The sequence below is a fragment of the Mailhella sp. genome (genome assembly GCF_057866825.1).
The window spans coordinates 84,687-110,137 of the sequence record NZ_DBMAHT010000001.1; the positions used below are offsets into that span (position 1 = coordinate 84,687).

The 25,451-nt window shown below is 63.1% G+C and carries 17 protein-coding genes; 10 read left to right on the top strand and 7 right to left on the bottom strand.

The features are described 5' to 3' along the window. The first annotated feature begins 305 nt into the window (after window positions 1-305). The 5 genes from ACZM96_RS00475 (at window position 306) to ACZM96_RS00495 (ending at window position 7,204) form a co-directional block, all read left to right on the top strand. On the top strand, window positions 306-2,024 hold the full coding sequence (locus tag ACZM96_RS00475) for an FAD-dependent oxidoreductase (protein WP_489486652.1): 1,719 nt from the start codon (window positions 306-308) through the stop codon (window positions 2,022-2,024). A gap of 186 nt (window positions 2,025-2,210) precedes the next feature. Then, on the top strand, window positions 2,211-3,536 hold the full coding sequence (locus ACZM96_RS00480; RefSeq protein ID WP_489486653.1) for a 3-deoxy-D-manno-octulosonic acid transferase: 1,326 nt from the start codon (window positions 2,211-2,213) through the stop codon (window positions 3,534-3,536). 297 nt (window positions 3,537-3,833) lie between these two features. Further along, window positions 3,834-4,820, top strand: coding sequence for a UDP-glucose 4-epimerase GalE (gene galE, locus ACZM96_RS00485; RefSeq protein ID WP_489486654.1), 987 nt, complete (start codon window positions 3,834-3,836; stop codon window positions 4,818-4,820). A gap of 337 nt (window positions 4,821-5,157) precedes the next feature. Further along, entirely contained in the window at window positions 5,158-5,508 is a 351-nt protein-coding gene (locus ACZM96_RS00490; RefSeq protein ID WP_489486655.1) for an RT0821/Lpp0805 family surface protein, read from the top strand. 76 nt (window positions 5,509-5,584) lie between these two features. Next, window positions 5,585-7,204 carry a polysaccharide biosynthesis/export family protein gene (locus ACZM96_RS00495; protein WP_489486656.1) on the top strand — a complete coding sequence of 540 codons (1,620 nt, stop codon included), beginning with the start codon at window positions 5,585-5,587 and terminating at the stop codon, window positions 7,202-7,204. A gap of 83 nt (window positions 7,205-7,287) precedes the next feature. Here ACZM96_RS00495 and ACZM96_RS00500 read toward each other — a convergent pair whose 3' ends face one another. Further along, window positions 7,288-8,244 (bottom strand): glycosyltransferase family 8 protein, encoded by a 957-nt coding sequence (locus ACZM96_RS00500; RefSeq protein WP_489486657.1) that lies wholly within the window; start codon window positions 8,242-8,244, stop codon window positions 7,288-7,290. A gap of 368 nt (window positions 8,245-8,612) precedes the next feature. On the opposite strand from ACZM96_RS00500, the gene ACZM96_RS00505 reads away from it, so the two are divergent. Genes ACZM96_RS00505 through lptB form a run of 4 tightly spaced genes read left to right on the top strand, consistent with a single transcriptional unit; the run spans window position 8,613 to window position 11,167 of the window. Next, on the top strand, window positions 8,613-9,203 hold the full coding sequence (locus ACZM96_RS00505) for a KdsC family phosphatase (protein WP_489486658.1): 591 nt from the start codon (window positions 8,613-8,615) through the stop codon (window positions 9,201-9,203). After that, the gene (lptC, locus tag ACZM96_RS00510; RefSeq protein WP_489486659.1) at window positions 9,200-9,904 is read left to right on the top strand and encodes an LPS export ABC transporter periplasmic protein LptC; all 705 of its coding nucleotides are present in this window, start codon (window positions 9,200-9,202) and stop codon (window positions 9,902-9,904) included. Before ACZM96_RS00505 ends, lptC begins: the two co-directional genes overlap by 4 nt. Then, window positions 9,901-10,437, top strand: coding sequence for a lipopolysaccharide transport periplasmic protein LptA (lptA, locus tag ACZM96_RS00515; protein WP_294485696.1), 537 nt, complete (start codon window positions 9,901-9,903; stop codon window positions 10,435-10,437). The genes lptC and lptA overlap by 4 nt, the downstream gene beginning before the upstream one ends. A gap of 1 nt (window position 10,438) precedes the next feature. Further along, on the top strand, window positions 10,439-11,167 hold the full coding sequence (lptB, locus tag ACZM96_RS00520; RefSeq protein WP_294485694.1) for an LPS export ABC transporter ATP-binding protein: 729 nt from the start codon (window positions 10,439-10,441) through the stop codon (window positions 11,165-11,167). A 148-nt stretch (window positions 11,168-11,315) separates the two neighbouring features. Here the strand turns inward: lptB and ACZM96_RS00525 are convergent, their stop codons facing one another. From ACZM96_RS00525 to ACZM96_RS00540, 4 genes are all read right to left on the bottom strand, one after another. After that, the gene (locus tag ACZM96_RS00525) at window positions 11,316-11,828 is read right to left on the bottom strand and encodes a DciA family protein (protein WP_294485692.1); all 513 of its coding nucleotides are present in this window, start codon (window positions 11,826-11,828) and stop codon (window positions 11,316-11,318) included. Between the two features lie 151 nt (window positions 11,829-11,979). Beyond that, a complete protein-coding gene (gene hcp / locus ACZM96_RS00530) occupies window positions 11,980-13,521 on the bottom strand; it encodes a hydroxylamine reductase (protein WP_489486686.1) in 1,542 nt (513 codons plus the stop codon). 137 nt (window positions 13,522-13,658) lie between these two features. After that, window positions 13,659-14,159 (bottom strand): CYTH domain-containing protein, encoded by a 501-nt coding sequence (locus ACZM96_RS00535; RefSeq protein ID WP_294485691.1) that lies wholly within the window; start codon window positions 14,157-14,159, stop codon window positions 13,659-13,661. A 124-nt stretch (window positions 14,160-14,283) separates the two neighbouring features. Then, a complete protein-coding gene (locus ACZM96_RS00540) occupies window positions 14,284-15,990 on the bottom strand; it encodes a 30S ribosomal protein S1 (protein ID WP_294485685.1) in 1,707 nt (568 codons plus the stop codon). 216 nt (window positions 15,991-16,206) lie between these two features. Here ACZM96_RS00540 and ACZM96_RS00545 point away from each other — a divergent pair, with 216 nt between their 5' ends. Continuing rightward, the gene (locus ACZM96_RS00545) at window positions 16,207-17,169 is read left to right on the top strand and encodes an RluA family pseudouridine synthase (RefSeq protein WP_489486661.1); all 963 of its coding nucleotides are present in this window, start codon (window positions 16,207-16,209) and stop codon (window positions 17,167-17,169) included. Between the two features lie 253 nt (window positions 17,170-17,422). On the opposite strand, the gene pbpC is transcribed toward ACZM96_RS00545, so the two are convergent. Beyond that, window positions 17,423-19,750 (bottom strand): penicillin-binding protein 1C, encoded by a 2,328-nt coding sequence (gene pbpC, locus ACZM96_RS00550; RefSeq protein WP_489486662.1) that lies wholly within the window; start codon window positions 19,748-19,750, stop codon window positions 17,423-17,425. A 55-nt stretch (window positions 19,751-19,805) separates the two neighbouring features. Continuing rightward, a complete protein-coding gene (locus ACZM96_RS00555) occupies window positions 19,806-25,382 on the bottom strand; it encodes an alpha-2-macroglobulin family protein (RefSeq protein ID WP_489486663.1) in 5,577 nt (1,858 codons plus the stop codon). Between the last annotated feature and the right edge of the window lie 69 nt (window positions 25,383-25,451).

Below are 25,451 nucleotides of genomic sequence, written 5' to 3' on the forward strand. Positions count from 1 at the left end.
TGAAAACACGTTTTTTTCCTCCTCCTCAGCGTCGCTTCCGGCGGACGATCCTCATCGGGGCGTCCGCCGGAAGCTTGCGCGCGTAAACTTTAACAACGTGCCCTTCCGTCGGCATATGAATATTCAACATGCCGTATTTACTGCACTTCGCTTTTAAAATTACGGAATGCACCCAGGAAATCGACTTGTGAAGAGCTCGCGGATCCGCGTAATTATCTTGCAATTACCGACGATATTCTGATAAAGTGTCTGCCGATAGTTTTCTTTCGGCGTCATGAACCTTATTCTCTGGAGGTTTTCCCACCATGGCTCTCAATATCCTCATCATCGGCGGCGTCGCCCTCGGCCCGAAGGCCGCCGCGCGCGCCAAGCGTCTCATGCCCGACAGCAACGTCACCATGATCGATCAGGGCACCTACATTTCCTACGGCGGCTGCGGCATCCCCTACTTCGTGGGCGGCGACGTTCCCCAGATGAACGGTCTGCGCACCACCAATGCCGGCGTCGTCCGCGACGAAGCCTTCTTTAAGGAACTCAAGGGCGTCAACGCGATCTGCCACACGCGTGCCCTTTCCATCAACCGCAAGGAAAAGACCGTCACCGTTGAAAACACCCAGACCGGCGAAAAGCACGACATGCCCTACGACAAGCTGGTCATCGCCACGGGCAGCAGCCCCCGCATTCCTCCCATTCCGGGCGCGGATCTGAAGAACGTCACCTCCGTCACCTGCCTTGAGGCCGCCAAGGCCATTCAGGAACAGTGCGCCGCCCGCAAGATCAATCATGCCGTCATCATCGGCGCTGGCTTCATCGGTCTGGAAATGGCCGTGGCTCTGGCCGACATGTGGGGCATCAAGGTGACCGTCATTGAAATGGTCGATCACGTGCTGCCCGCCCAGCTGTGCTACAACTTCAGCCAGATGGCCAAGCACGACCTCGAAGATCTGGGCATCACCGTGCTCACCGGCGAAGCCGTGAAGGAACTCAAGGGCAAGGACGGCGCCGTGTGCGAAGTGGTGACCAACAAGCGCACCATTGAAGCCGACGAAGTCATCTTCTCCATCGGCGTGACGCCCAACTCCAAGATTGCTTCCGACGCCGGCATCGCCTGCCATCCGCGCGGCGGCATTCTGGTGAACACCCACATGCAGACCTCCGATCCCGACATCTACGCCGGCGGCGACGTGGTGGTGGTCCGCAACCTCATTTCCGGCGATCTCTCCTATCTGCCCCTCGGATCCATGGCCAACAGACAGGGCCGCGTCATCGGCACCAACCTGGCCGGCGGTCAGGCCACCTTTGAAGGCGTGGTCGGCTCCTGGTGCGTGAAGCTGAACAAGATGTACGCTTCCGGCGCCGGTCTCACCCTGCATCAGGCCCGCACGGCCGGCTTCGACGCCATCGAAGTCAGCATGGAAGGCTCCGACAAGGCCCACTTCTATCCCGGCCACACCAACACCAGCATCAACGTGGTGGTGGACAAGCAGACCCGCCGCGTGCTCGGCATTCAGGGCATGAGCACCGACGGTTCCGCCGTGAAGGCCCGCACCGACGCCGTGGCCGCCATGCTTCAGGTCTCCCGTCCCACGCTGAACGATCTCTCCAACCTCGAAGTCTGCTACGCGCCGCCCTTCGCCTCCGCCATGGACGTCATCAACGCCGCGGGCAACGTGGCCGACAACGTGGTGAGCGGCTATCATCACATGATCACCCCCGACGAATTCGTCGATCTGTGGGAGCACCGCGACAAAAACAACTACCTCTTCGTGGACATCCGTCCCGCCAAGGCCGGCAAGCCCATCGAGGAACGTCATCCCGGTCAGTACCTCTCCCTGCCGCTGGAAGAATTCAACGCCCGCGCCAAGAAGGAGATTCCCACCGACCGTCCCGTGGCCCTCGTGTGCAACACCGGCACCCGCGCCTACGAAGCTCAGCTCAAGCTGCGCGAAATGGGCATTGAAACCGTGAACTCCGCCGGCGGCCACACCGCTCTGCGCAAGCGCGGCGACGAAGACAAGTTCTAACCGTTGCGCCGGCATGCGCCGGTCTGCAACGCGCGGGGCGTTCTGAAATCTTGAAAACGCCCCGCCTCGTCCGCCCTTTCGGCGGGAGAGACTGCTCTGCTGCGGTCTCTCCCGCCGTTTTTTTCTTTGCCGCAGGTATCTTGCATGGCCCGTCCGTCTGTAGCATAGTGAAAAAAAGGGGATTTTATGGCAGCAGATCTTTTCTCCCGTCCGTTTTTCCGCGCGTACCGCCTTCTCTGGAAGATGGCGCGGCCGCTGCTCAGGCGCAGCTCACGCCTCTCCGACGGGTGGAAGGAACGGCTGGCCCCGGACGACTGGCTTCCCCCGGAATACGCCTCCGCAGACGGACACGCCGTCGATCTCTGGCTTCAGGCCGCGTCGGGCGGCGAAGCCCGCCTTGCCGTGGCCGTCTGCGAACATTTTTCCCCCTCTTGCCCGCTGCGGGTGCTCATCACCACCTGGACGAGGCAGGGCCGCGACATTGCGGAACGGGCTCTCGAAAATCTGAAACAAAGTCATCCCGCGCTTCGCGTCGTCGTGCGCTTTGCGCCTTTCGACGATCCCGACATCGTGCGCCGCGCGCTGTCCGTCGCTTCGCCGCGCATGGTGGCGCTGCTGGAAACCGAACTGTGGCCCGGGCTTCTGGCCGCCTGCCGGGAAAAACGCATTCCCGTGCAGGTGTTCAACGGACGCATCAACAGTTCCACGGCTCATTTCGGCCGTCTGTTCTCCTCGCTCATGGCGGAAATTTCGCCCGTCGCCGTACACGCCATTTCCCGCTACGACGAAAAGGCCTTCAGCCGCATCTTCCCCTGCGCGGTGGACAGAATGCCCAACATCAAGTTCGATCTTGCCTCCCGCACTCTGGAAGAGCCGCTTCCCGCCCACAATCACTGCTTCAGCGTGAGCGGCCCGGTATTTCTCTTCGCCTCCGTGCGTCAGTGCGAGGAAACGCGCATTCCCGGGCAGCTTGCGCGCCTGTACAAGGCCGTTCCCAACGCGGCCGTGGTCGTCGTGCCCCGGCATCTGCACCGCGTGGCCGCATGGAAAAGCGTGCTGGAAGATCTGGCGCTCATGCCCGTGCTGGTTTCGGAAATGCCCGCAGGCCGCTGCCTGCCGCGCAGGCACGTGCTCGTGTGGGACCGCTTCGGCGATCTGCCCAAGCTCTACGCCGCGGCGCGCGCCGTGTTTGTGGGAGGCAGCTTCGGCCAGGGCGGACAAAACTTTCTGGAAGCCCTCTCCGCCGGACGCATTCCCTGCATCGGCCCTTCGGCGCACAACTTTCTCTGGGCCATGGGCACCGGAGATCCGTCCATGCCGTCGCTGGAGCAGGCGGGACTTCTGCGGGTGGCTCATCATCCGAAGGAAGTCATCGACATCATGCTCGAACAGGCCGCCTCCACCCGCGACAGGATGTCCGTGCGCTCGCGCTTCCGGGAATGGCTTGCGCCTCGCCTCGGCGGCGCGTCGAGCACGGCGCAGAACATAGAAAAAGCGCTGAGCGCCGACTGACCCCGTCAGCGCCCGTTGCGCAAGGCAAGGCAGCGCGTCGGCAAGGGGCAGAAAACGCCGACCTTTCACACCGAAGGCCGCGCCGCTTCTCGCGCCTTTGCGCCAAAACACCTCGAAGGCCGCACCTTCCGCCGGGCGGCAGGCCCCAAACCGCAACTTTTCCTTTTCTTTCGGACCCTCTCACGCTATGCTCCGGGGAACTTGCGAGCCGACCGCGCCGGATTCCGCCGACGCCCGCCGACCGCACGGGTTCGGGATCACGGCCTTTTTCGCCGTCCCGCTTTTCTGGAGACAGGCATGAACATTCTCGTCATCGGCGGCGCCGGATACATCGGCAGCTGCACCAGCAAGGCGCTGGCCGAAGCCGGCCACCGCGTCACCGTGTACGACGATCTTTCCACGGGTCACAGGGATCTCGTCAAATGGGGCCCGCTCATCGAGGGCGACATTCTCGACGGCGAGCGCCTGCGCGCGTGTCTGCGCGAAACGCGTCCCGACGGCATTCTCCATTTCGCCGCCTTCTCCCTGGTGGGGGAATCCGTGCAGAATCCCGGCAAGTATTTCCGCAACAACGTGGGCGGCACGCTGAACATTCTTGAAGCCATGCGCGACACGGGCATCCGCAACATCGTGGTGTCCAGCTCGGCGGCGGTGTACGGCACGCCGAAAACCATGCCCATCACCGAAGACGCGCCCGCTTCGCCCATCAATCCCTACGGGGAAACCAAACTGTTCATGGAACAGATGCTGGCCGACTTTGCCCGCGCCCACGGCCTCTGCTGGACGGCGCTGCGCTACTTCAACGCGGCAGGGGGCGATCCCGACGGCGAGACCGGCGAGCGTCACAGCCCGGAAACCCATCTCATTCCCCGCGCGCTCATGGCCGCGGACGGCATCCTTCCCGACTTCTGCGTCATGGGCGACGACTACCCCACCCCGGACGGCACCTGCATACGAGACTACATTCACGTGAGCGATCTGGCTGCGGCCCACATCAGCGCCGCGGCGCGTCTGCTCCAGGAGGCGGACGGCTCGGGCCTTTCCCTGAACCTCGGCACCGGAACCGGTCTTTCCGTGAAGCAGATTCTCAACGCCGTGGAACAGACGACCGGCCTTCCCCTGCACTATGCCACGGGCCCCCGCCGGGCCGGAGACCCGCCGAGTCTCGTGGCCGACGCCTCGCGCGCGCTCAGCGTTCTCGGATGGAAGCCGGAACACTCCAACGTTCAGGAAATCATCCGCGACGCCTGGAACTGGTACTGCATCGACAAGGCAAAACACTAATCCCGCAGATTCGGGCGGACGCCGGGCAACCGGCGTCCGCCCTTTCGTTTCTGCGTCAGGTTTGCTCTTCCGCGAAAAAATTCCGCTCGTTGCCACATGACCGGATGCTCCGCAGCGCCCGAAAAATTTTCACGACGACGCCGCAAACGGCATCGGACGCAACGGCTTTTTCGTCCGCAGAAAACGACCGCCCCTGCAAAACGCGCCATCTTTCATGCGCCGCTGCAACAAGGCGCATGCCTTTTTTCCCGCACAGCGACCTCTGGACAGGACAAGCCCCCCGGACATATATTATTCCTGCGGACTGATCCGCGGAATTCTTCATAAGGATAGCCCTATGCGAATCTTCCTTGTTCCCGTCGCTCTCTGCCTGCTTCTGAGCGGCTGCTTTGCCAATCCTTTCGGAAAGCCCGACGCTCCCGAAACTCCCATACCCGAAACTCCGCTTTCTCCCGTGCCCCAGTTCATTTCCATGAACAACGCCGGCGCGCAGGCCTCCATCGACGACCCCGCCTTCGGCGGCCTCGTGGACGTCATGGTGGAAGGCTCGTTCACCTCGGCCTCCGGCCGCGACTGCCGCCGCGCCGTGGTCAGCCAGCCTCCGCACGAAGCGGAAATCGTCGTCCTCTGCCGTCAGGGCGAAGGATGGGAGCTCATGCCCCGCGTCTGGGGCAACGGCCTTGACTGAGCAGGTTCCGTCGCCGGACGATCCCCGTTCAGCCGCACTTTCAGCATGAAATTTTCCAGCCTTCGGGCAGGTGACTATGTTGCGTCTTCTTCTTGCTTCTCTCGTCATGATGCTTGCATTCTCCTCGCCGCTTCACGCGGCTGACTCCGCAAGCACCGCCACCGCCACGGCCACGGCTACCGCCACGGCCTCGGCTTCTTCCACCACGCCCTCCACGCAGGAGCCGCATCCCTTCGGCAGCAACCTCTTTCAGGGCAACTTTTCCTCCGGCGGCTCCGCGGCCACCATTCAGAGCGGCGACCGCATCCTCGTCCGCCTGTGGGGCAGCCGCACCCTCGACGACGTGTTCACCGTCTCCCAGAACGGTTCGCTGGATCTGCCCGAAATAGGCAGCATTCCGCTCTTCGGCCTGCCCCGCGGCGACGCCGCCCAGATTCAGCAGTCCATCATCAGCAAGCTGAACGTTTCCGGCATCAACGACGTGCAGGTGTACGTCCGCCCGCTGGACACCCAGAACGTTTCCGTGTTCGTCACGGGATTCGTCAATCATCCCGGCAGCTATCAGGGCACGGCGTCCGACAACATTCTCTCCTTTCTCGACAAGGCGGGGGGCATCGACTCCCGTCGGGGCAGCTATCGCGACATCCGCGTGCTGAGAAATCAGCAGCAGCTCGCCACGGCGGATCTGTATCCCTTCATCTTGCGCGGACAGATTCCTTCCATCCGCTTCAACGACGGTGACACCATCGTGGTGGGCGAAAAAGGCCCCACCGTGTCCGCCAGCGGCGAAGTGCGCAACGCCGCCCGCTTTGAATTTGAAAAGGGAAAAATGACCGGCGAAGCCCTGGTTCAGCTCGCCGATCCCAATTCCAGGGCCTCCCACGTGAGCATTTCCGGCTTCCGCAACGGCGTGCCCTACAATCAGTACCTGTCGATCAAGGAATTCAACAAGCTCAAGCTTGAAAACGACGATCAGGTGCGCTTTCAGGCCGACACCGCCGGCAACACCATCATGGTGGAAGCGCAGGGCGCCATTCTCGGCTCGTCGCGCTTCCCCGTGCGCCGCAACGCCCGCCTCAAGGAAGTGCTGAGCTACATTTCCGTGGATCCCGACCGGGCCAATCTCTCCGGCCTGTACATCAAGCGCCTGAGTACCGCCAAGCAGCAGAAAAAGGCCATTGAAGACGCCCTGAACCGCCTGGAACACAACGCCTACACGGCCACCTCCTCCAGCAACGACGAAGCACAGATACGCGCCAAGGAAGCCGAAATGCTCTCCAGCTTCATCAACCGCGCGCGCAAAGTGGAGCCGGAAGGCATCGTGGTGGTGGGCAGCGGCGGCAAGATTGCCGACATCGCCCTCGAAGACGGCGACGTCATCGTCATTCCCGAAAAGACCGACGTCGTCATGATAAGCGGCGAAGTCATCATGCCGCAGGCCGTGGTGTGGAACGAAGACCGCGACATGGACGACTACATCAAGAGCGCGGGCGGATTCAGCAACCGCGCAGATTCCAAGAACCTTCTCGTGGTGCATCCCGACGGCGAAGTCACGCCGAGAGCCAAGAGCGTGCAGCCCGGCGATCAGATTCTCGTGCTGCCTCGCGTCGATTCCAAGAACATGCAGGCCGTCAAGGAAGTTTCCGAAATCCTCTATCAGGTGGCCGTGGCCTGCAAGGTCATTCTCGATCTGTAGCCTGCACGTTCAGTCAGCAAAAACGCCGTTCATGCCTGCAAACAAAGCATGAACGGCGTTTTTTTATTCGTCTGACCTTCGATCTACCGTGCGCCGCGCAGTCGCGCCAGCCAGCGCAGCGACTCGTGCCTGCGCCATATCCAGAGCAGCACCGGCCATATTCTGTCCTTCGGGTCAAACATGCGCTCCTCGATCATGGGCAGCGCCTCGTCCCGCCACGGCGACTTGATGAAATATTTCCAGTATTCCAGCTGAGCCGGGAAAAACTTCTGCCACGGCTTCAGAGAGGGGAAATGCAGAATCTTCCCTTCCAGTTCCTTCATGCGCAGAAAACGCCGGTCGAACAGGCAGAGCTCATAGTTGAACGAAGCATCCACAAGCTTCAGCTTTTCCCGATCTCCGCTCAGCATGTAGTTGAGCAGATCCTGATCGAAGACGGGAAACTTCAACGTGGAAAAATATTCGGCTCCCCGGCGATACGCCCGCCAGAACACGTTCTCCTCTCGGGACGCCTCCCGGATCGCCTTAAGATTCATAAGAAGAACGCCGCTGTTGAAATAGCGGTCTTCCTCAATGTGCAGCGCTCCGAGGTAGTATTTCTTCTTGCGCGCCGACCACACCCGTTCCGGATCATGCGCGGCTATCATCCAGGCGTCGCCGAGTTCCATGTTCCACAAGTCGGCCACGTCGCGCTCAAAGATGATGTCGCAGTCAACATAAACCACCTTTTCGACATCTTCGGGAAGCTGCTCGTGCAGACACATGCGGAAAAGGCTTGCCCTGGTGTAGTTGCCGACAACGCCCCCGGGGAACAGATTGACGACGTCATCCGGCACCTCGACGTTTTCATAAAACGTCACGGGATTCTGAAACGAGGCGCACAGCTCTTCCAGCCAGTGCTTGTACGGCGCAACGGACTCGTCGATGAGCATGTGAACATGCACATGATCCGAGGCGTGCTCAAAGCAGGACAGCAGCGCGCAATACACCGTTTTGTACATGGAGCCGGAATCGTGAAAGCATACGGCGCAATGAATCATAGAAGTTCTCCCGGAGAGCTTGCTTGAACGTTCGGGCCGCGCGATCCTGCCGCCCGCAGGTTACGAACATAAAAAATATGGGCCACCCTGGCAAGCCGGGTCTGCTCCCAGCCGCGCATGTTGCCGCGCCGAAACGATCGCCCTCCCGCTCGGCTGCCGCGTCCGCCGCCTTTCCCCGGCGCGGGCCGCCCGCAAACGGCGCGTCGGCCCCGCCCCTCAGGCTTTTTCCGCCCCGCCCCCGCCGAACGCCTGCGGCCTTCCGCGCCGGAACGCCCCGTTTCCTTTTTTGACGGAAAGGAATTTTCGGGCTATTTTCCTTCTCTGGGCAACACCCTGTTTCCCTCATTCCGCTACCGAGAGAAAAACACATGTCCTCTTCTCCCCTTTCCCCGAACTTCCCCGGTCAGTCCGTCAGCGAAGACGTGCTTCGCGCGGCTGCCGCCGTGCGCTTTCTCGTGCTCGACGTGGACGGCGTATGCACCGACGGCAAGCTGTACTTTCAGGAAAACGGCCATCCCCTGAAGTGCTTCCACGCGCAGGACGGCATAGGCATCAAGACGGCCCTTCTGGCGGGCATCGGCGTCGGCATCATCACCGGCAGAAACGATCCCTGCGTGCTGGCCAGAATGTCGCAGCTCGGCGTGAAGGACTACTACGCGGGCTTTGAATCCAAACTGCCGAAGCTCGAAGCCATCCGCCGCAAGTACGGCCTCAGGAAGGAAGAAATGGCCTATCTCGGCGACGACTGGATAGACCTTGATCCCATGCGCAGCGTGGGCATGCCCATGGCCGTGGCCAACGCCGTGGCGCAGGTGAAGAAGGAAGCGCTTTACGTCACCGCCGCCCGGGGCGGCGAAGGCGCCGTGCGCGAAGCCGTTGAATTTCTGCTCGCCGCCCGCAGGGACGGAAAAAATCCCGCAGACCTCTGGACGAAGGCCACAGGACCGGCCAAAATATGAACGATTCTCTGCGCAGAACCCTTGTGCTCGTCGTGCTGGGCGCAGTCGTATGGGGCGGCTGGTACGGCTGGCAGAGCTGGAAGACCCGTCAGACGCTGGAAGCCATGGAAAACGTGGTTCGTTCGGCCGATCTGAACAAGCTGCTGTCCGACCCGCCGGAAGAAGTGAAGAACGCCGTGGATCTCGCCGTGCGCGGCATTCTTCTCTCCCAGGGCCACGAAGGCCGCAAGAGCTTTGATCTCAACGCCGACTGGGCCACCCTGAATCAGGATTCCGGAGCCATCACCGTGCGCGATCCCGACATTCACTACATGCTGGAAGGCGCGGAAAATCAGCCGGAACGCGTCATTCACGCCGTGTCCGAAGTAGGACGCGTGGAGGACGGCAATCAGAAAATTTCCATGTCCGGCAGCGTGAAGGCCACCTACGAGGAAAACGTGCTCACCGGCAGTCTGGCCGTGTTTTTGAACACCAACCGCACGCTTACCTTCCCCGAAGGTGCCGTGCTCGACGGGCCCACGCTTTCCGGCACGGCCACCCGTCTTGTCTGGGATCTCAACACCAATATTCTCACGGGCGACCAGGGCGTGCGCATGCGCTGGACGCCTTCCGACTCCGCGCCCGACGACGGAGCCGCCGCGAACGCCGATACTTCATCCGATGCCGCGCCGAAGGCCGCGCAGGAGGAAAGCCATTCATGAAAAAACTTCTTCTCTCCCTTTTTGTCCTCGCGCTCTGCACGACCGGCGCTATGGCCGCGCCCCTGCCCGGAGGCGACAGCAATCTGCCCGTGGACGTCACCGCCGACAACATGGTCTATAACGCGGACAAGAACACCGTCGTCTTTCAGGGACGCGTGGAAGCCGTGCGCGGCGAGTTCAAGATGTGGTCGGAAACCCTGACCCTCTACCTCAAGTCCCGCGGCAACGCCGGTCAGGAAAACAAGAAATCCACCACGTCGGCCATGGAAGGCAGCGATCTCGACCGCATCGTTGCAGAACGCAACGTGCGCTTCCAGAACGGCACACAGACGGGTTCCGCACAGAAGGCCACCTACTATTCCGCCAAGAATCTGCTCGTGCTCGAAGGCAATCCCATTCTGCACGACGGCGACAACTCCATCCGCGGCAACGTCATCCGCTACTTCGTCGATGAGAACCGCAGCGTGGTGGAAGGCAGCCCCAAGCAGCGCGTTCACGCCGTGTTCTCCTCCAACGACAAAAAGGGCAAGTAGCATGAGTTCCACGCTTTCCGCTCAGCACCTGTGCAAGCGCTACGGTCAGAAGGAAGTGGTTCACGAAGTCTCCGTCGCCATGCAGCAGGGAGAAATCGTCGGCCTTCTCGGCCCCAACGGCGCAGGCAAGACCACGTCGTTCTACATGATCACCGGCATCATCAAGCCCACCGCAGGGCAGGTGATGCTCGACGGGCAGGAAATCAGCACCTGGCCGCTGTACCGCCGCGCCCGGGTGGGCCTCTCCTATCTGCCGCAGGAAAGCTCCGTCTTCCGCAGGCTCACGGTGCGGCAGAACCTGCAGATCATTCTCGAACACACCGGCCTTTCCCGCGCCGATCAGAAAAAGCGCGCCGATCAGCTCATGGAGGAATTCGGACTCACCAGACTGGAAAAGTCCTACGCCTCCTATCTTTCCGGCGGCGAACGCCGTCGTCTGGAAATCGCCCGCTGCCTGATCCGCGATCCGCTCTTCGTGCTGCTCGACGAACCCTTTGCCGGCATTGATCCGCTGGCCGTGGGCGACATTCAGGTGCTCATCCGCGGCCTCAAGGAACGCGGCATAGGCGTGCTCATTTCCGACCACAACGTGCGCGAAACCCTTTCCATCTGCGACAGGGCCTATCTCATGTTCCAGGGCAACATCATTCTTTCCGGCACGCCCGACGAAATCGTGAACAACGAACGCGCCAGGGAAGTCTATCTCGGTTCGGACTTCCATCTCGGCTGAGCCGAAGCGCGCGCCGCAGTCATCAAAAGAGCGGAGCGGACAATGTCCGCCCCGCTCTTTTTCTGTTCTCTTCCGCAAGTCTCAAAAAACGGCCTGCGTTTTCCGAAATTCATCGCGCCGAATCGGGCCGCGCTGTCCGCGAATCTTTCTATGTTTTTTCCTTGTCCCCGTCGAAGCAGCGGACGTACGCCTCATAGCAGGCCGCAATGGGAGAATCCGGCGGCAGTTTCAGATGCCCGAGCCGCGGCGGCCGGGGCGGCGGCGGGAGCTTCGGCGGCTGCGTAATGTCCACGCGGCGCAGGGATTCCTTGCCCATGAGCAGATGCAGCTCCACCTTGTGGAAATAGTCCTCGTTCATGAAGGCGTTCACGCGCTCCAGAATTTCCGGCGCGGCGTAGGAGAGTTCCTGCATGGCGCAGGAATCGTCGCCGCCGACAAGCAGTATGCCGTTGCGATGCCCCAGCGGATGCGCCAGCGCGGCGATGTCCGGCCCCATGACGACTTCCCAGTTCTTCCACAGCTGCGTGAGCATGTAGTGCTGCGGCTTCATGCCGTGCGCGGAGAGCCAGCCTTCCAGCCCGTCGCTGAGCGCCGAGGTCTTGCCGCTGCGTCTGGCGAGATCGAATCCCGCAAAACGACCGTGATGCTTTCTCCTTTCCATGCGACAACGCTACCAGACTTCCGAAAAAACGAGAAGCCCCCGCCGCAGTACGCGCACGGGGGCTTCGTCAGAGAGAAATCGGCGTCAGCTTCGCCCTTCATGCATCACGCAAAAGGCGCGATGCTCAGGGCGTTTCCGACAAGCTGCCGAATCAGTTGCCGAGAATGGCCGCCAGATCGGCTTCCGGCGTGGAAATGGGACGAATGCCGAATTCCTTCACCAGAAAGTCCAGCACGGCGGGCGACACGAAGGCCGGCAGCGAGGGGCCGAGATAGATGTTCTTCACGCCCAGGTACAGCAGCGTGAGCAGAATGGCCACGGCCTTCTGTTCGTACCAGGAAAGCACGAGCGTGAGCGGCAGATCGTTCACGCCGCAGTTGAAGGCTCCGGCCAGCGCGAGGGCCACCTGAATGGCTCCATAGGCGTCGTTGCACTGTCCCATGTCCAGAAGACGGGGAATGCCGCCGATGTTGCCGAGATCAAGATCGTTGAAGCGGAACTTGCCGCAGGCCAGGGTAAGCACCACGGTGTCGGCGGGGGTCTGCTTCACGAAATCCGTGTAGTAGTTGCGGCCGGGTCTGGCCCCGTCGCAGCCGCCCACGAGGAAGAAGTGACGGATGGCTCCGGCCTTCACGGCCTCCACGATGGTTCCGGCGTGGGAGAGCACGGCTTCGCTGCCGAAGCCCGTGGTCACGGTTTCGCCGCCGTTGATGCCGGGAAAACACTTGTCTTCCGCGTAGCCGCCGAGCTCAAGCGCCTTGGCGATGACGGGAGAAAAGTCCTTGCTCTCGTCGATGTTCACCATGCCGGGGAAGCGGACCACACCCGTGGTGAACACGCGGTCGGCATAGCCTTCCTTCACGGGCATGATGCAGTTGGTGGTGAAGAGTATGGGCGCGGGAACGCCGTTGAATTCCTTCTGCTGGTTCTGCCAGGCCGTGCCGAAATGTCCCTTGAAGTGCGCGTACTTCTTGAGTTCGGGATAGGCGTGGGCGGGAAGCATTTCGCCGTGGGTGTACACGTTCACGCCCTTGCCCTCGGTCTGACGCAGCAGCAGCGCAAGATCATGCAGATCGTGACCGGTAACGATGATGAAGGGGCCCTTTTCCACCGTGCGGGAAACCGTAACCGGTTCGGGCGTGCCGTAGGTTCTGTTGGCGTCGTTCAGAAGCTCCATGCAGGCAAGATTGACCTTGCCGGCCTCAAGCACGGCGTCGAGCAGGGTTTCCTTGCCGGCGTCGGCCGCAAGCAGCGCAAGGCCGCGGTACAGGAAGCCGGTCACTTCCTCACGGCTTCTGCCGAGCACGCGCGCATGGCTCGCATAGGCCGCAATGCCCTTCATGCCGAAAAGCAGCAGAGACTTCAGACTGCGCACGTCTTCCGACGCCGTCCACAGACTGGTCATGTCCCAGGCGTCGGCCACGCCGCTTTCCTCGCGTATCTTGCGCACCTTCTCCACCAGGGCAGCCAGAGAAAGATCATCGAAATTCACATTGGTGAGCGTGGTGAACAGGGCGTTTTCCACCAGCGTGTCCAGCTCGGGCGTGCGGGTGAATCCCTCCCCGCCGGCAAGCGCCACAAGCTCGCCGACCAGCCTGTCCTGAAGATTGGCGGTTTCGGGCTTCTTGCCGCACACGCCGATTTTGGTGCAGCCCTTGCCGCCCGCCGTCTGCTCACACTGAAAACAGAACATTTCGCTCATAGCCTTCCCTCCACAATATTATTCGTGCAACAACGTGCAGACAGAGTTTCAATTTTCTAGAATATTAAGAATCTTTCCGCTCAAAAACTGTGCTTGCAGTCACACTCTGCCACGTTTTCCCGTCAGGTTCAGCTATTTTTCCGTCCGGCCTTCTCTTCCTGCGTCCAGGCCGTGTACGGCAGACGCGAGAGCTCCACATTGAGATAGCGGGAAACCTTGCTCACCTCCTCGCCCAGCCAGTCCGGCCGGACAAAGGGCTGATCTTCCGACTCCAGCTCAATTTCCGCCACCACGAGCCCCGCATTGGCTCCCAGAAATTCATCCACCTCCCACACGCTGCCTTCGCAGGTGAACGTATGACGCAGCTTTTCAATGATTTCGCCGGGGTCCAGACCATCCAGCAGCGCCTGCGCCTCGTCGAGCGGAATGTCGTACTCGAATTCGTTCCGCGCAATGCCCTTGCCGCGGTACTTGATGGTCAGTATGCCCCGCTCGCCCGCCACGCGCACCCGCACCGTGCGATCCTGCGTGCGGGCAATGTATCCCTGTCTGAACAGTTCCGAGGTGCCCCTGCCGCGCCAGCCGTCGCTCTTCACCAGAAATTTGCGTTCTATTTCCTGCTGTTTCATGGCTCTCCCGCCTTTCGCCGCCGGCGCTCTCAGGCGCCGGCCTGTCCCTTTCTCAGGGAGCTGATAAAAAACGGGGCGGAAAGCTGTGCTTTCCGCCCCGCGTACATTCATACAGAATCAGCGATTAGTCGTTGAACTTCTGCTTGAGCAGGTCGCCGAGGGTCTGGCTGATGCTGTTGTCGCCGGAATGATAATCCTTGGGCTTGCGGCGTTCTTCGTCGTCCTTGATCTGCTTGATGGACAGGCCGAGGCGGCGTTCATCGGCAGACACATGGATGATCTTGGCCTGGACCACGTCGCCTTCCTTGTAGAGTTCGGAAGGAGACTTCACCTTCTTGCCGAGTTCGGTCACGTGGATGAGGCCTTCGATGCCTTCTTCCACTTCAACGAACAGGCCGAAGTCGGTCACGTTGGTCACGGTGCCGGTGATGATGTTGCCCACGGGATAGCGGGCGGGCACGGTGCTCCAGGGATCTTCGGTGAGCTGCTTCATGCCGAGGGTGAACTTTTCGTTCTCCTGATCCACGGTGAGAACCTTGGCCTGCACCACGTCGCCGACCTTGTACAGTTCGCCGGGATGACGGATCTTCTTGGTCCAGGAGATGTCGGACACGTGAATGAGACCGTCGATGCCGTCTTCGATGCCGATGAACATGCCGAATTCGGTGATGTTCTTGATGACGCCTTCAATGACGGTGCCTTCGGGGAAGCGTTCGCCCACGAGTTCCCAGGGATTGGGCTTGACCTGCTTCATGCCGAGGGAGATGCGCTTCTTTTCGCTGTCCACGCCGAGGATGACCACTTCAACCTCGTCGCCCTGATGCACCATCTGGGAAGGATGACGCAGCTTGCGGGTCCAGGACATTTCGGAAATGTGCACGAGGCCTTCGACGCCGGGTTCGAGTTCCACGAACACGCCGTAGTCAACGAGGTTGGTCACCTTGCCGACATGGTGAGAGCCTTCGGGGAAGCGGGCGGTGATGTCCTGCCAGGGATCGGGCACGAGCTGCTTCAGGCCCAGAGAAACCTTCTGGTTTTCCTTGTCGAAGGAAAGAACCTTGAGTTCCAGTTCCTGACCGAGGGAGACCATTTCGCGGGGATGGCGAATGCGCTTCCAGGACATGTCGGTGATGTGCAGCAGACCGTCGAGACCGCCGAGGTCCACGAACACGCCGTATTCGGTGATGTTCTTGGCCTTGCCCTTGACGATCTGGCCTTCGGCCAGGGTCTGGAGCAGAGCGGCGCGCTTGGTGTCGCGTTCTTCTTCGAGCAGCACGCGGCGGGACACGATGACGTTGCTGCGGCGGCGGTTGATCTTGAGAACGCGGAATTCAAACTGCTGGCCGACCAGAGCGTCCATGTCCGGAACAGGACGGAGGTCCACATGAGAACCGGGCAGGAAGGCCTCCACGCCGCCGAGATCGACGGTGTAGCCGCCCTTGATGCGGCGGGTGATGGTGCCGGTGATGGTGCCGTTCTTTTCCAGCACGTCTTCGAGCTGGTCGAACAGCTGCATACGCTTGGCCTTGTCGAACGAAAGGGTGATGGTGCCATCCATTTCGTTCTTGCGGACAACGTACACATCGACGCGGTCGCCCACCTTGACCGTTATATTGCCCTGAGCGTCCCGAAATTCCTCAGCGGGGATCTGGCCTTCGGACTTGAAGTTCACGTCCACCAGCACAGTATCGTCGTCCACGCGCACGACTTCGCCCTTGACGATGGAACCTTCTTCAAGGTCGCCCATGTCGGGGTTGAGATAGTCTTCGAGTGCGCTCGCAAAGCTCATTTCGGAATCGATTTGGTTTTCCATGTTTTCGGCAGTTGCCATACGGATCCTCCAACCTAACAAACAGATTTCTGCCCTCGTCGGGCAGGTTTCTCTACATAGCAGGAATACCCTGGATACACAAGTCGTTTCTTTCGTCCTTTCCGGGAAAACGGGCTTTTTCTTGCTTGTCAGCAATCTGGACGCAAAAAGAAAAAAAATTTATGCTGAATCAAAGTAAAACACGCGACGCGCGTTGCAAAAGGACCGTTCAAAAGCATGGATAACGCAAAGGAAACAAAGGCTCTTTCCGTCAGCAGGGCGGAATCGGGGCAGAAACTCCTTAATTTTCTTCAGCGCCGCGTCAGCGCGCCCGCAGGCGATCTGCACCGCTGGATACGCACCGGGCAGGTGCGCGTCAACGGCGCGCGGTCGAAGGCCTTCGACCGCCTGAACGAAGGCGATCTCGTGCGCGTGCCGCCCTTTGCCGAGCGCCTGCCTGCGGGAGAAGAATCCCGCAAGGAGGCGAGATCCGGAGCCGCACCGTCCAGACTTGCCGTCGTGTTCGAGAACGAGGACATTCTTATCATCGCCAAGCCTGCGGGACTTCCCGTACAGGGCGGCACGGGACACAGGGAGAGCGTGGCCTCCATTCTTGCGGAGGAACGGGCCCGCGCAGATTTCGTGCCTGCGCCCGTCCACCGGCTCGACAAGGACACCTCCGGGCTTCTTGTGGCGGGCAAGACCTACGCCGCCGTGCGTCTGCTTACGGACGCGCTCGCGGGGCGGGGCGAAGAGAGGCCGCACAAGGAATATCTGGCCTGGGTGGAAGGAAGCTGGGAAAAGCGCGGCCCCGAAGAGCTGCGGGACTTTCTCACCCGCGACAGGCGCGAGCAGCGCGTGAAGGCCTCCGCTCATGCGGAAAGCGACGAAGCGAGGGAAGCCCGCTGCGTGGTCACGCCCCTTGAGGAACGCACGATTCGCGGCCGCGCCCACACGCTTCTGCTCATCCGTCTCATCACCGGCCGCACGCATCAGATACGCGTGCAGCTTGCCTCGCGCGGTCATCCCATCGTGGGCGATCCGTGGTACGGCAACACCGAAGCCGCACCGCGCGAAGGCCTGAAACTGCATGCCTTCCGTCTTGTGCTGCCTCTTCCCGGCGGCGAAACGAAGCGTTTCGAGCTCGCGCCCCCGTGGAAGGGGCCGTGGCGCTGCCACCCGAAAGAAAAAAAGGCCTAGACGCGGCCAAGGCCCGCCCGGCGCTGTTCAGGCATCCGACGCCCGGCCAGAGCAGAGCTTTTGTTCGACAGCCCTGCCCCGCCATTTCCAGAAAATCCAAAAATCGGCGCAGCAGAACCGGGCAGCGCAGGCCCGGCGCCTGCTCTCGCCGGGCAGCACGCCGCACGGCAGGGTGTGCCCAACGCGCGCCTTTTCCCGCCGCGCTGGCAAGGGCGTCCAGGCTTTCCGAAAAGCGCGGACTCGCCGCCCTCGCTCACGGCAGCGTGCGCACCGTCACCTTCTGCGACGAGGCGCGGCCCCGATCGTCCACCACCCGCAGTTCATGCACGCCGTCCTCCGGCTGCCAGAGCAGCGTTTCGCCCGGCGCGGCGCGGCCGATGAAGCGCTCCTTCACAAACCAGAACACGGCCCTGGCGTCGGCGTCCGCGCTCGCCGTCAGCGCAATGCCGGTTGTCTTGGGCGACGAAAGACGGCGCTGATAGATCACGCCTTCCTTGGGAGAAATCACCCGCGGCGGCGTTCCCGCAACAGGCGTCTGCCCGCAGCCCGGGCCGAAGGGCGGAGGCGAAGGCTTGACCACGCCGGCGCGCAGAAACTGCGCCCGCAGATCGGAAGGCCAGAATTCCCACACCACTTCCTCCGTGCGTCCCGGCACGGGTTCGCAGGCGCGAAGCCCGGTTTCCCTGTCGATGAGAATGGTGCGGAACACGCCCGAGGAGCGCGTGGGCGACCGGCCGGGAATGTACCAGGTTTCCGTCGTTTCCCGGCACAGGGAGGTGTCGATGTCGCCCGTGGCCGTACACACCTTTTCGCGCGTGATGTTGAGTCCTTCGTGCATGCGCGGCACCAGATCGGCGAAATCGGGCTCGGCAAAGGCCAGCGCCTGGGCGATGTCGGCAAAAAGGGGAGCCGCAACCTCGCCGCCCACCAGCAGCGGATTGGCGCGGTTGTCGAAATTGCCCGCCCACACCACGAGCACGTAGGGGCCGACCACGCCCGCCGTCCACGCGTCGCGAAAGCCGTTGGACGTGCCCGTTTTGAAGCGCAGCGGCACCGGGCCGGAGGAAGTGCGCACGAAATGCGCGCCGTCTTCCAGCATGCGCAGCGTGACGACCGCCGCTTCCGGCGACAGAAGCGCCACGGCAGGACGCGTCTTCTCGCCTTCAAAAAGCCGGCTCTGACGCCACACGCCACGATTCGCCAGCATGGCGTAGAGGCCGCCGAGCTCGCGCATGGTCACTTCCGCGCCGCCGAGCACCAGACTGAGGCCGTAGTGCTCCTCGCTGAAGGCGAACTCCACGCCCGCCCGCTGCAAAAAGGAAAACAGTCCCGGACGCAGCTTTGAGGCCAGCAGAATGGCCGGAATGTTGCGGCTTGAGCGCAGCGCCTCCTCGGCGGGGAGCGGCCCGCGGAACACGCGGTCGAAGTTCTCCGGATCGTAGCCGCCGAAGCTGCGGGGCGAATCCTCAAGAAGGGTGCGGGGATGAATGAGGCCCTGATCGAGGGCCAGAGCGTAGATGAAGGGCTTGAGCGTGGAGCCCGGGGAACGTTTGGCGTTCGTGCCGTCCACCTGCCCGGAAATGGCGCTGCTGAAAAAGTCCGCCGAACCGACCAGCGCGCGGATCTCCATGCTCGGCCAGTGGATGAGCAGCGCGGAGGCGTTGTTCAGCCCGTACCTTCTGCCGCGCGCGGCAAAGCCCTGCACGGCCCGTTCCAGAATCTTCTGAAGACGCCTGTCCACAAAGGAGCGCACGGGCCGCCCTTCCCGGGAAAGGGGCAGAAGTTCGCTCGACGCGTGCGGCGCGTCAAAAGGCAGCGAGGACGGCGCGTACACGCGAAGCGGCGGGAGCTTCCCCTCGCCGGAACCGCGCAGGCCGAGCGCTCCGCCCTTCTCCCCGGCGTCCCGCCCCGGCAGCACAAGACGCACCATGCGGGCGCGGGCGGACTCGAAATCCGGGCCGTTCAGCGGACTGCGCCGCACGGGATTCTGCGGCACGGCGGCAAGCGCCGCGCTCTCGGAAAACGACAGGCGCGACGGCGAAACGTGAAAGTACACCCGAGCGGCCGCGCCGATGCCTTCCACGTTGCCGCCGTAGGGCGCAAGATTGAAGTAGGCTTCGAGAATCTCGCTTTTTTCGTAGTGGTATTCGTACTGAAGCGCGCGGGCCATCTGCTCAAGCTTGCCCGCCACCGGGGTGGTGGAAAGCCCGAGCCGCAGCCTCGCCACCTGCATGGTGATGGTGGAGCCGCCCATGCGCCGCGAGCCGCCCAGCATGGAGAGCCCCGCCCGCAGCATGGAAAACGGATTCACGCCGGGATGCCGGTAGAAATGCCTGTCCTCGTACCGGAGCGCGGCGTTCACGGCTTCGGGCGCAATTTCGTCCAGACGCACGCGCAGCCGGAACTTCTCGTCGCGCGTCAGGCCCATGCGGAGCGGCTCTCCCTCCCTGTCCAGCACCAGCGGCGAAAAATCCACGCCGTCCAGAAGCGGCGGCTTCGGAGCGGCCGCAAGCCAGAGCCAGAAGAGAAACAGCGGCAGCACCATCAGGCCGAAAACGACTTTCCACACCACAAAGCGCATGCCGACTCCCGCCGCAGGGCTTCTCCCTCCCCCAGGGAAGGAAAAGCCCCGCCTGCTATTCCACATTCACCGTTCCGCCCGAGGAGAAGGCCCGAACGTCGCGGCGGTACATGTCTTCCGCCTGCACGGGCGGCAGGGTGAAGGTTCCCCGGCTGACCGCGCGGATGCGGTAGGTGAACACGGAAGGCTCGGACTCAAGCGGCGCAAAGAGAATCATCCGATCCTCCCTGCGATCGACGATCAACCCTTCCGACGAAGCGTCCGACGCGCTCACGGGAGAGGAAAGATCCATTTCAAATCCGCCGGGAAGAAGATCCACAATGACCGCGTCCTTGAGAGGACCGCCGTAGGAGCGCGCCGTCACGTTCACCGTGAGAAGGTCGCCCTGCCGGATCTTCGTTGCGGGAAGCCCTTCGGCGTCAAGATAGGTTCTCGTCACCTCCATGCCTTCGGAAAGCGCGCCTTCCGGCGCCTTGCGGTCGAAGCCCGCATCGGAAACCTCCCAGTACAGAGTCTGTCCGCCTGCGGGAACGTCGAGCGCGTAGGAGGCGCAGCCGGGAGCCGACAGCGTGAGCATGTTTTCCAGCGTCTGCGGCTGCCCGTCGCCCGGAGCGAAGCCGGGCTGCACCTCCGCGCAGCGCAGCGACACGCCCTCCGGCACGGGCGCGGCCTTTTCCATGTCGAACAGCGCCCGCACGGCCAGCGCCGCGGAAAGCGTCACGTACCGGCCGCCGTTCGTCGCGTCGAAAAGTTCCTCCACAATCTCTTCCCGCGCCCTGTCCAGACGGTCGGGGAAATGCCTCGCCAGCACGGACGCGCGCAGACTGAGCGCGGCCAGAGCGTCCAGCCGCGTTGCGCGAAATTCCGTCCCCGGCTTCCGATACAGGTCAAGAAGCGGCAGCACCGCATCTTTCATGCGCATGACGGCGCCGGACGCGGCAATGAGCGAGGACGTCACATCCTGCTGCCAGCCGGGAAAATCTTCCAGACGGAGCAGCAGCTGTTCCAGCGCCTGCGTGGTGATGCGTCCCTCGCGGGTGAGCACCCACAGCGCGTAGGCCAGCTCGCGGCTCTCCTCCAGAGAGGCGGGAACCTTGTCCGCCGCACGCTCCAGCGCGTTGAACACGCTTGTGTGCATGCCGCCGGGCACAGAGAGGCCGCATTCCTGAAGCGTCAGCAGAAAGTCCGCGGCATAGGCCGTCACCAGAAGATCCGGCTCCTCTCCGGGCCACAGGGACACGCCGCGCCAGCTGAGCGAGGATTCCACGGCGCGCAGCGCGTCGTCCACCCTCTCCCGTGCAATCCGGCGCGCCTCATCCGCATTGCCGCTTTCCGCAAACAGCGCGGAACGCTTCAGAAAAAGCGCGTACGGCATGGCCCGGCTGATGCGCTGCTCCACGCAGGGGTAAGGATAGGCGTCGAGATAGCGCACAAGGCCCCGCAGCGCAGGCAGAGGCAGCGCGGAAACCGAGGCCGAACCTTCGGCCCCGTAGGGATAGAGCGTGCGTCCCGTGCTCAGCGTTGTAGACGACGTGGCGACGCCCACCTTTGCGCTTGCGCGCAGCGCCGACGCCGGACGCACGGACAGCGAGCCTGAGCGCGTCACGTTCACGCCGTCGGCCGCCACCGTGAACGCAATTTCCGCGCCGCCCGGACGATCCGCAACCTCCACACGGAACGGCAGCACCGTTTCCGTGCCCGCCGCCACCGTGATTTCGGAAGGCGGCGCGTCGATCAGGCGCAGCGCATCGTCGGTCTTCACCGAAAGCGTCGCGTGAAGCGGCCCGTCTCCGTTGTTGGCCACGGCCACGGCCGCCTCGAATCTGTCTCCGGGCGAGGCCTGCGCCGGAAGCTGCGGCGTCACGACCACCGACCCGCGCACCGTCGCCTCGGCCGAGGCGCTGCCCGCCGCATCCGGCGAGGCCGCCACGGCCATCACCCGCACCGTGCCGCTGTAATAGCCCGGCACAGGAATGTCGAAACGGTTCGTTCCGGCCGCGAGATCCACAAGACCTGACCACCAGCTCACGGGAGGCTCGTTCCGCCGCTTGAAGGGATTGTGGAAGCGGCTTCCGGCCATGCCCATGTCGCCGCCGAACGCCGGCATGCGGAAGGTTCCGTGATCGGGCATGAGCAGATCGAACATCTGACGCGTTTCCACTTCCAGCGCCCTGTCGTTCAGCAGGTAGCGCAGCGGATCGGGCGTGGGGAAGGCGGTCAGCCTGAGCACGCCTTCGTCCACGGCAAAAAGCAGCGCCCGCCCGGCCCGGCCGGATTCCACCGTCACCGGAATGGAGCTTCCGGGCAGCACCGGATCGCGGGGCGTTTCCACGCGAAGGCGCATGTCGCGCCGCTCCACGTTCACGGAAACGGGGGACACGGCAAACACGTAGGGATTCATGAAGGCGTCCGGCGAAGAGAGCGAGCGCACCAGCGACACGCTCACGTAACCGCGTCCCTCGAAGTCGCGCGGAATCTCTATTTCCTGCACGCTGTCCCCGGCAGGCGCACGGAACCAGCGCCACGCCGCCACGCTGTCGCGCTCCAGAGTGATGAGGCCCGCGCCCTCGTAGGGCGAAGAAATAAACGCCCGGATGCGTCCGCCGGAAGCGCCCGAAGTGTTTTCCAGATGCATGCGCAACGAGCCGGAAGGAAGCGCGGAGAGCCCGGCAAGGCGCAAATCGGCGTTGCCGGCCACGGTGAAGGGCACGGAAGCCATGACAAGCCCCCGGCTGTTGCGCACTTCCAGCAGAAATTCGCCGCACGTTCCGGTGGGAACGGTCCAGCGGGCCCGCCCGTCGCTGCCGAAGGCCGCGCGCGATTCGGCAATCACGCTGTCCACGGGCGTGTCCTCGTAGCGGTAGCGGCCGTCCCTGTCCGTGACGAGCGACGTCACGTAGCGCCTCGCCGACACCCGGAACGACACTTCTCCGGGATCAGCCGGGGCAAGATCGGGCCCGAGCGCCACGAATTCCAGCGCGGCCTTGCCGCCCTCGGGAATGAAATCCAGATTACCGGCTGCGCCCGTCGGACGGAAGCCGAGCACGCAGCCGAGCGGCGACACAAGAAATTCCTTCTCTTCCGTCACCGCGCGCCCGCCGCCGGGCTCGAAGCCTTCCACCAGAAGCCGGCAGCGCAGCGTGCCGCCGCGCAGCTTGTCCAGAGGCAGCGGCAGCACGGCGCGGCCTTCGGCGTCGGTGCGCGTCTCGCCCAGTTCCAGCGTGAGCGGCGAGCCCTTGTAGGGCATGGCGTCGTGGAAGGAAAAATCCTCATATCCGGGGAAGGAAAGCGCCGTGGGCCACACCGAAAGCTGCGCGCGCACCCGCCGGTCCGCCGCAGGCATGCCGAAAAGATTGCGGAGCGTCACCGCGGCGCTCGCGCTCGACGCCTCCAGCCAGCCCCGGCCGGGCGCAGGCTGAAGAGAAAGCGAAAGCGCCATGGAGTCGGGCTGAAATTCCTCCAGCCGAACCGCCGCCAAACCAAGCACCACGTCCATGCCGTGGGCGTCCGGCGTGCGCACGTCGAGACGATAGCGGCCCGACGCCGCGCTTTCCGGCGCCTGCCAGCTCACCTCGGCCATGCCGTCGGCCCCCACCTTGAACAGCCGCCGGAACATGGTGCGTTCCGAAGGATCCACAAGCTCGGCAAAAAGCGGCATGTCGGCAGGAAGCGTCTTCCAGTCGCCCCGTCTCACCAGCACGCCGAAACGCAGCGTCTCGCCGGGACGGAACATGCCGCGCTGACTGAACACGTAGGCGTTCACGCCGTCGGCCTCGCTGGTCTGCCCCTGCGTGGAAAAGCGGGACAGATCCACCACGCGGCTCTCGTCGGCCAGAGGCAGCCAGGCCATGTCCTCGCCGCCTGCGCTCTTTTTCCATGCCGTAATCGCGATGGGGCGGCGCTCCCGCTCCAGACCGGACACGGAAGGCAACACGGCGCGACCCTCGGCGTCGGTGACGGCCTCGGCCACGGGCAGACCGTTGACGCCCACAATGCGCACCACGGCCCCGGACACCGGAGAGCCGCCGGAAAGCGAACACACGAACACGTCGCGCCCGCCCGCGGCTCCTTTTTTGACGATGAGCCCCATGTCGGTCAAAAGCAGAAAACGCGAGGCCGAAGCCACTTCCCTGTCGCCGTCCATGCCCGTGAGCTCAATGTAGGCAAGGCCGCGCCCGTTTCTGAACATGGGCGTCGCGTCAAGCGAAGAAAACTGCGGCACGCCGGGCTCGGTGCGCTGCAGGGAAATTTCGCCCGAGGCCGAATCGGAAAGCACGTCGAAGGGAATGCCCGCGGCCGTGAACGGCGCAGGCTGCGCGGCCGCCAGCCCCAGATAGGAGTCGAGCACGCGCGAAGCGCGCCAGCGGATGGCGGTAAGGCCGCTGGAATGAACGTCCAGCCTGCGGCTTCCGCCGAGCGCGAGCACGTTGCCGGGCTGAAGAAAATCGAGTTCCGGCCGGAACGGCGCGGCATGGAACACCTCATGCCACGGCGAAGAGAGCGCGTATTCGCGGGAAGGGCCGAAGCCCTGCGGCAGATAGAAAAGCAGATAGCTCTCCGGCTCCGCCTTCACGCGGAAACTTATTTTGCCGGAAGGCACGTCGGCCTGCTGCAAAGGCTCAAGAGCCACGGGAACGGCGCGGGCGAGCGTTTCTTCGTCGATGACGGGAGCCGCCGTCCACACCGTGGCGGACACGGCATTCTCGTTCAGCGCGCGGGGCAGGCGCAGCGCCTTCATGGAGTGCATGAGCTCGTCGGGACGCACCAGCAGGCTCGTTTCCAGATTCAGCCGGTACTCGCCGGCAAGACGCTCGTCGCGCGAAGATTCCAGCGACGCCTTCTTCACGCAAAAAATCGTGGTCGAGCCGGGTACGGTCACCTGCGCCCGGGCCGTTTCCCGGCCCTTGGGAATCACCCAGCGCGCGCCCTTCGCGCGCACCTCCCCGGCCACGCCGGGAAGAGAAAACGCCGTCACGGCGGGCATGCTTCCCAGCGCAAGCACGCGGGCCCGGACCAGGCAGTTGCCGTCCTCACCCCAGACGAATTCCGGCCTGCCTATTTTCAGCGCCGGGTCGGAAACCTCAAGGCGCATGTCCCGCTCCACCAGCGCGCGATCCGGCGGCGTGGTGAAGCGCATGTCGAAGGTCACGGCCCGCTCGCCGCCGGGATCGGGATCTATCCACACGTCGGCGTTCAGGTCGAGCAGCGCCAGAGGCGGCGTGGCAAAGCTCACGCGGGAGGAAGAGAGCTTCACGCGCGAAGGCAGCGGCACACTTCCGAGAGAAACTTCAAAGTTCCGCCCCGCAGGCCACGGCTTTTTCGGTCGGAAGGAAAGCGTGCGGCCGTCGTCCCAGCGCCATTCGCCGGGCACGTCGGGTGAAATATGCGCGCCGCGCACGATTTCGCCCTCCCTGCCGGGAGAAGCGAAGCAGCGGCCCGCCCACTCTTCTCCGTAGGCTTTTTTGCACAAAGCCTCGTCGGAATCGAGCAGCAGCGTGAGCGGCGCATTTCCTTCCGGCGGAGGCGAAACCACAACGCGGACAAAGGCGGGCGACGACTCCGACGCGCCGAACGCGGCAGTGGCGACGAAACACAAAAGAAGCAGCGGCAGCAGGGTGACCCGATACGACATGGGCATCCTCCAGGGACAGTTTTCATCATACTAGATGACTTCCTTCCTGCCGACAAGAAAAGAAAAATG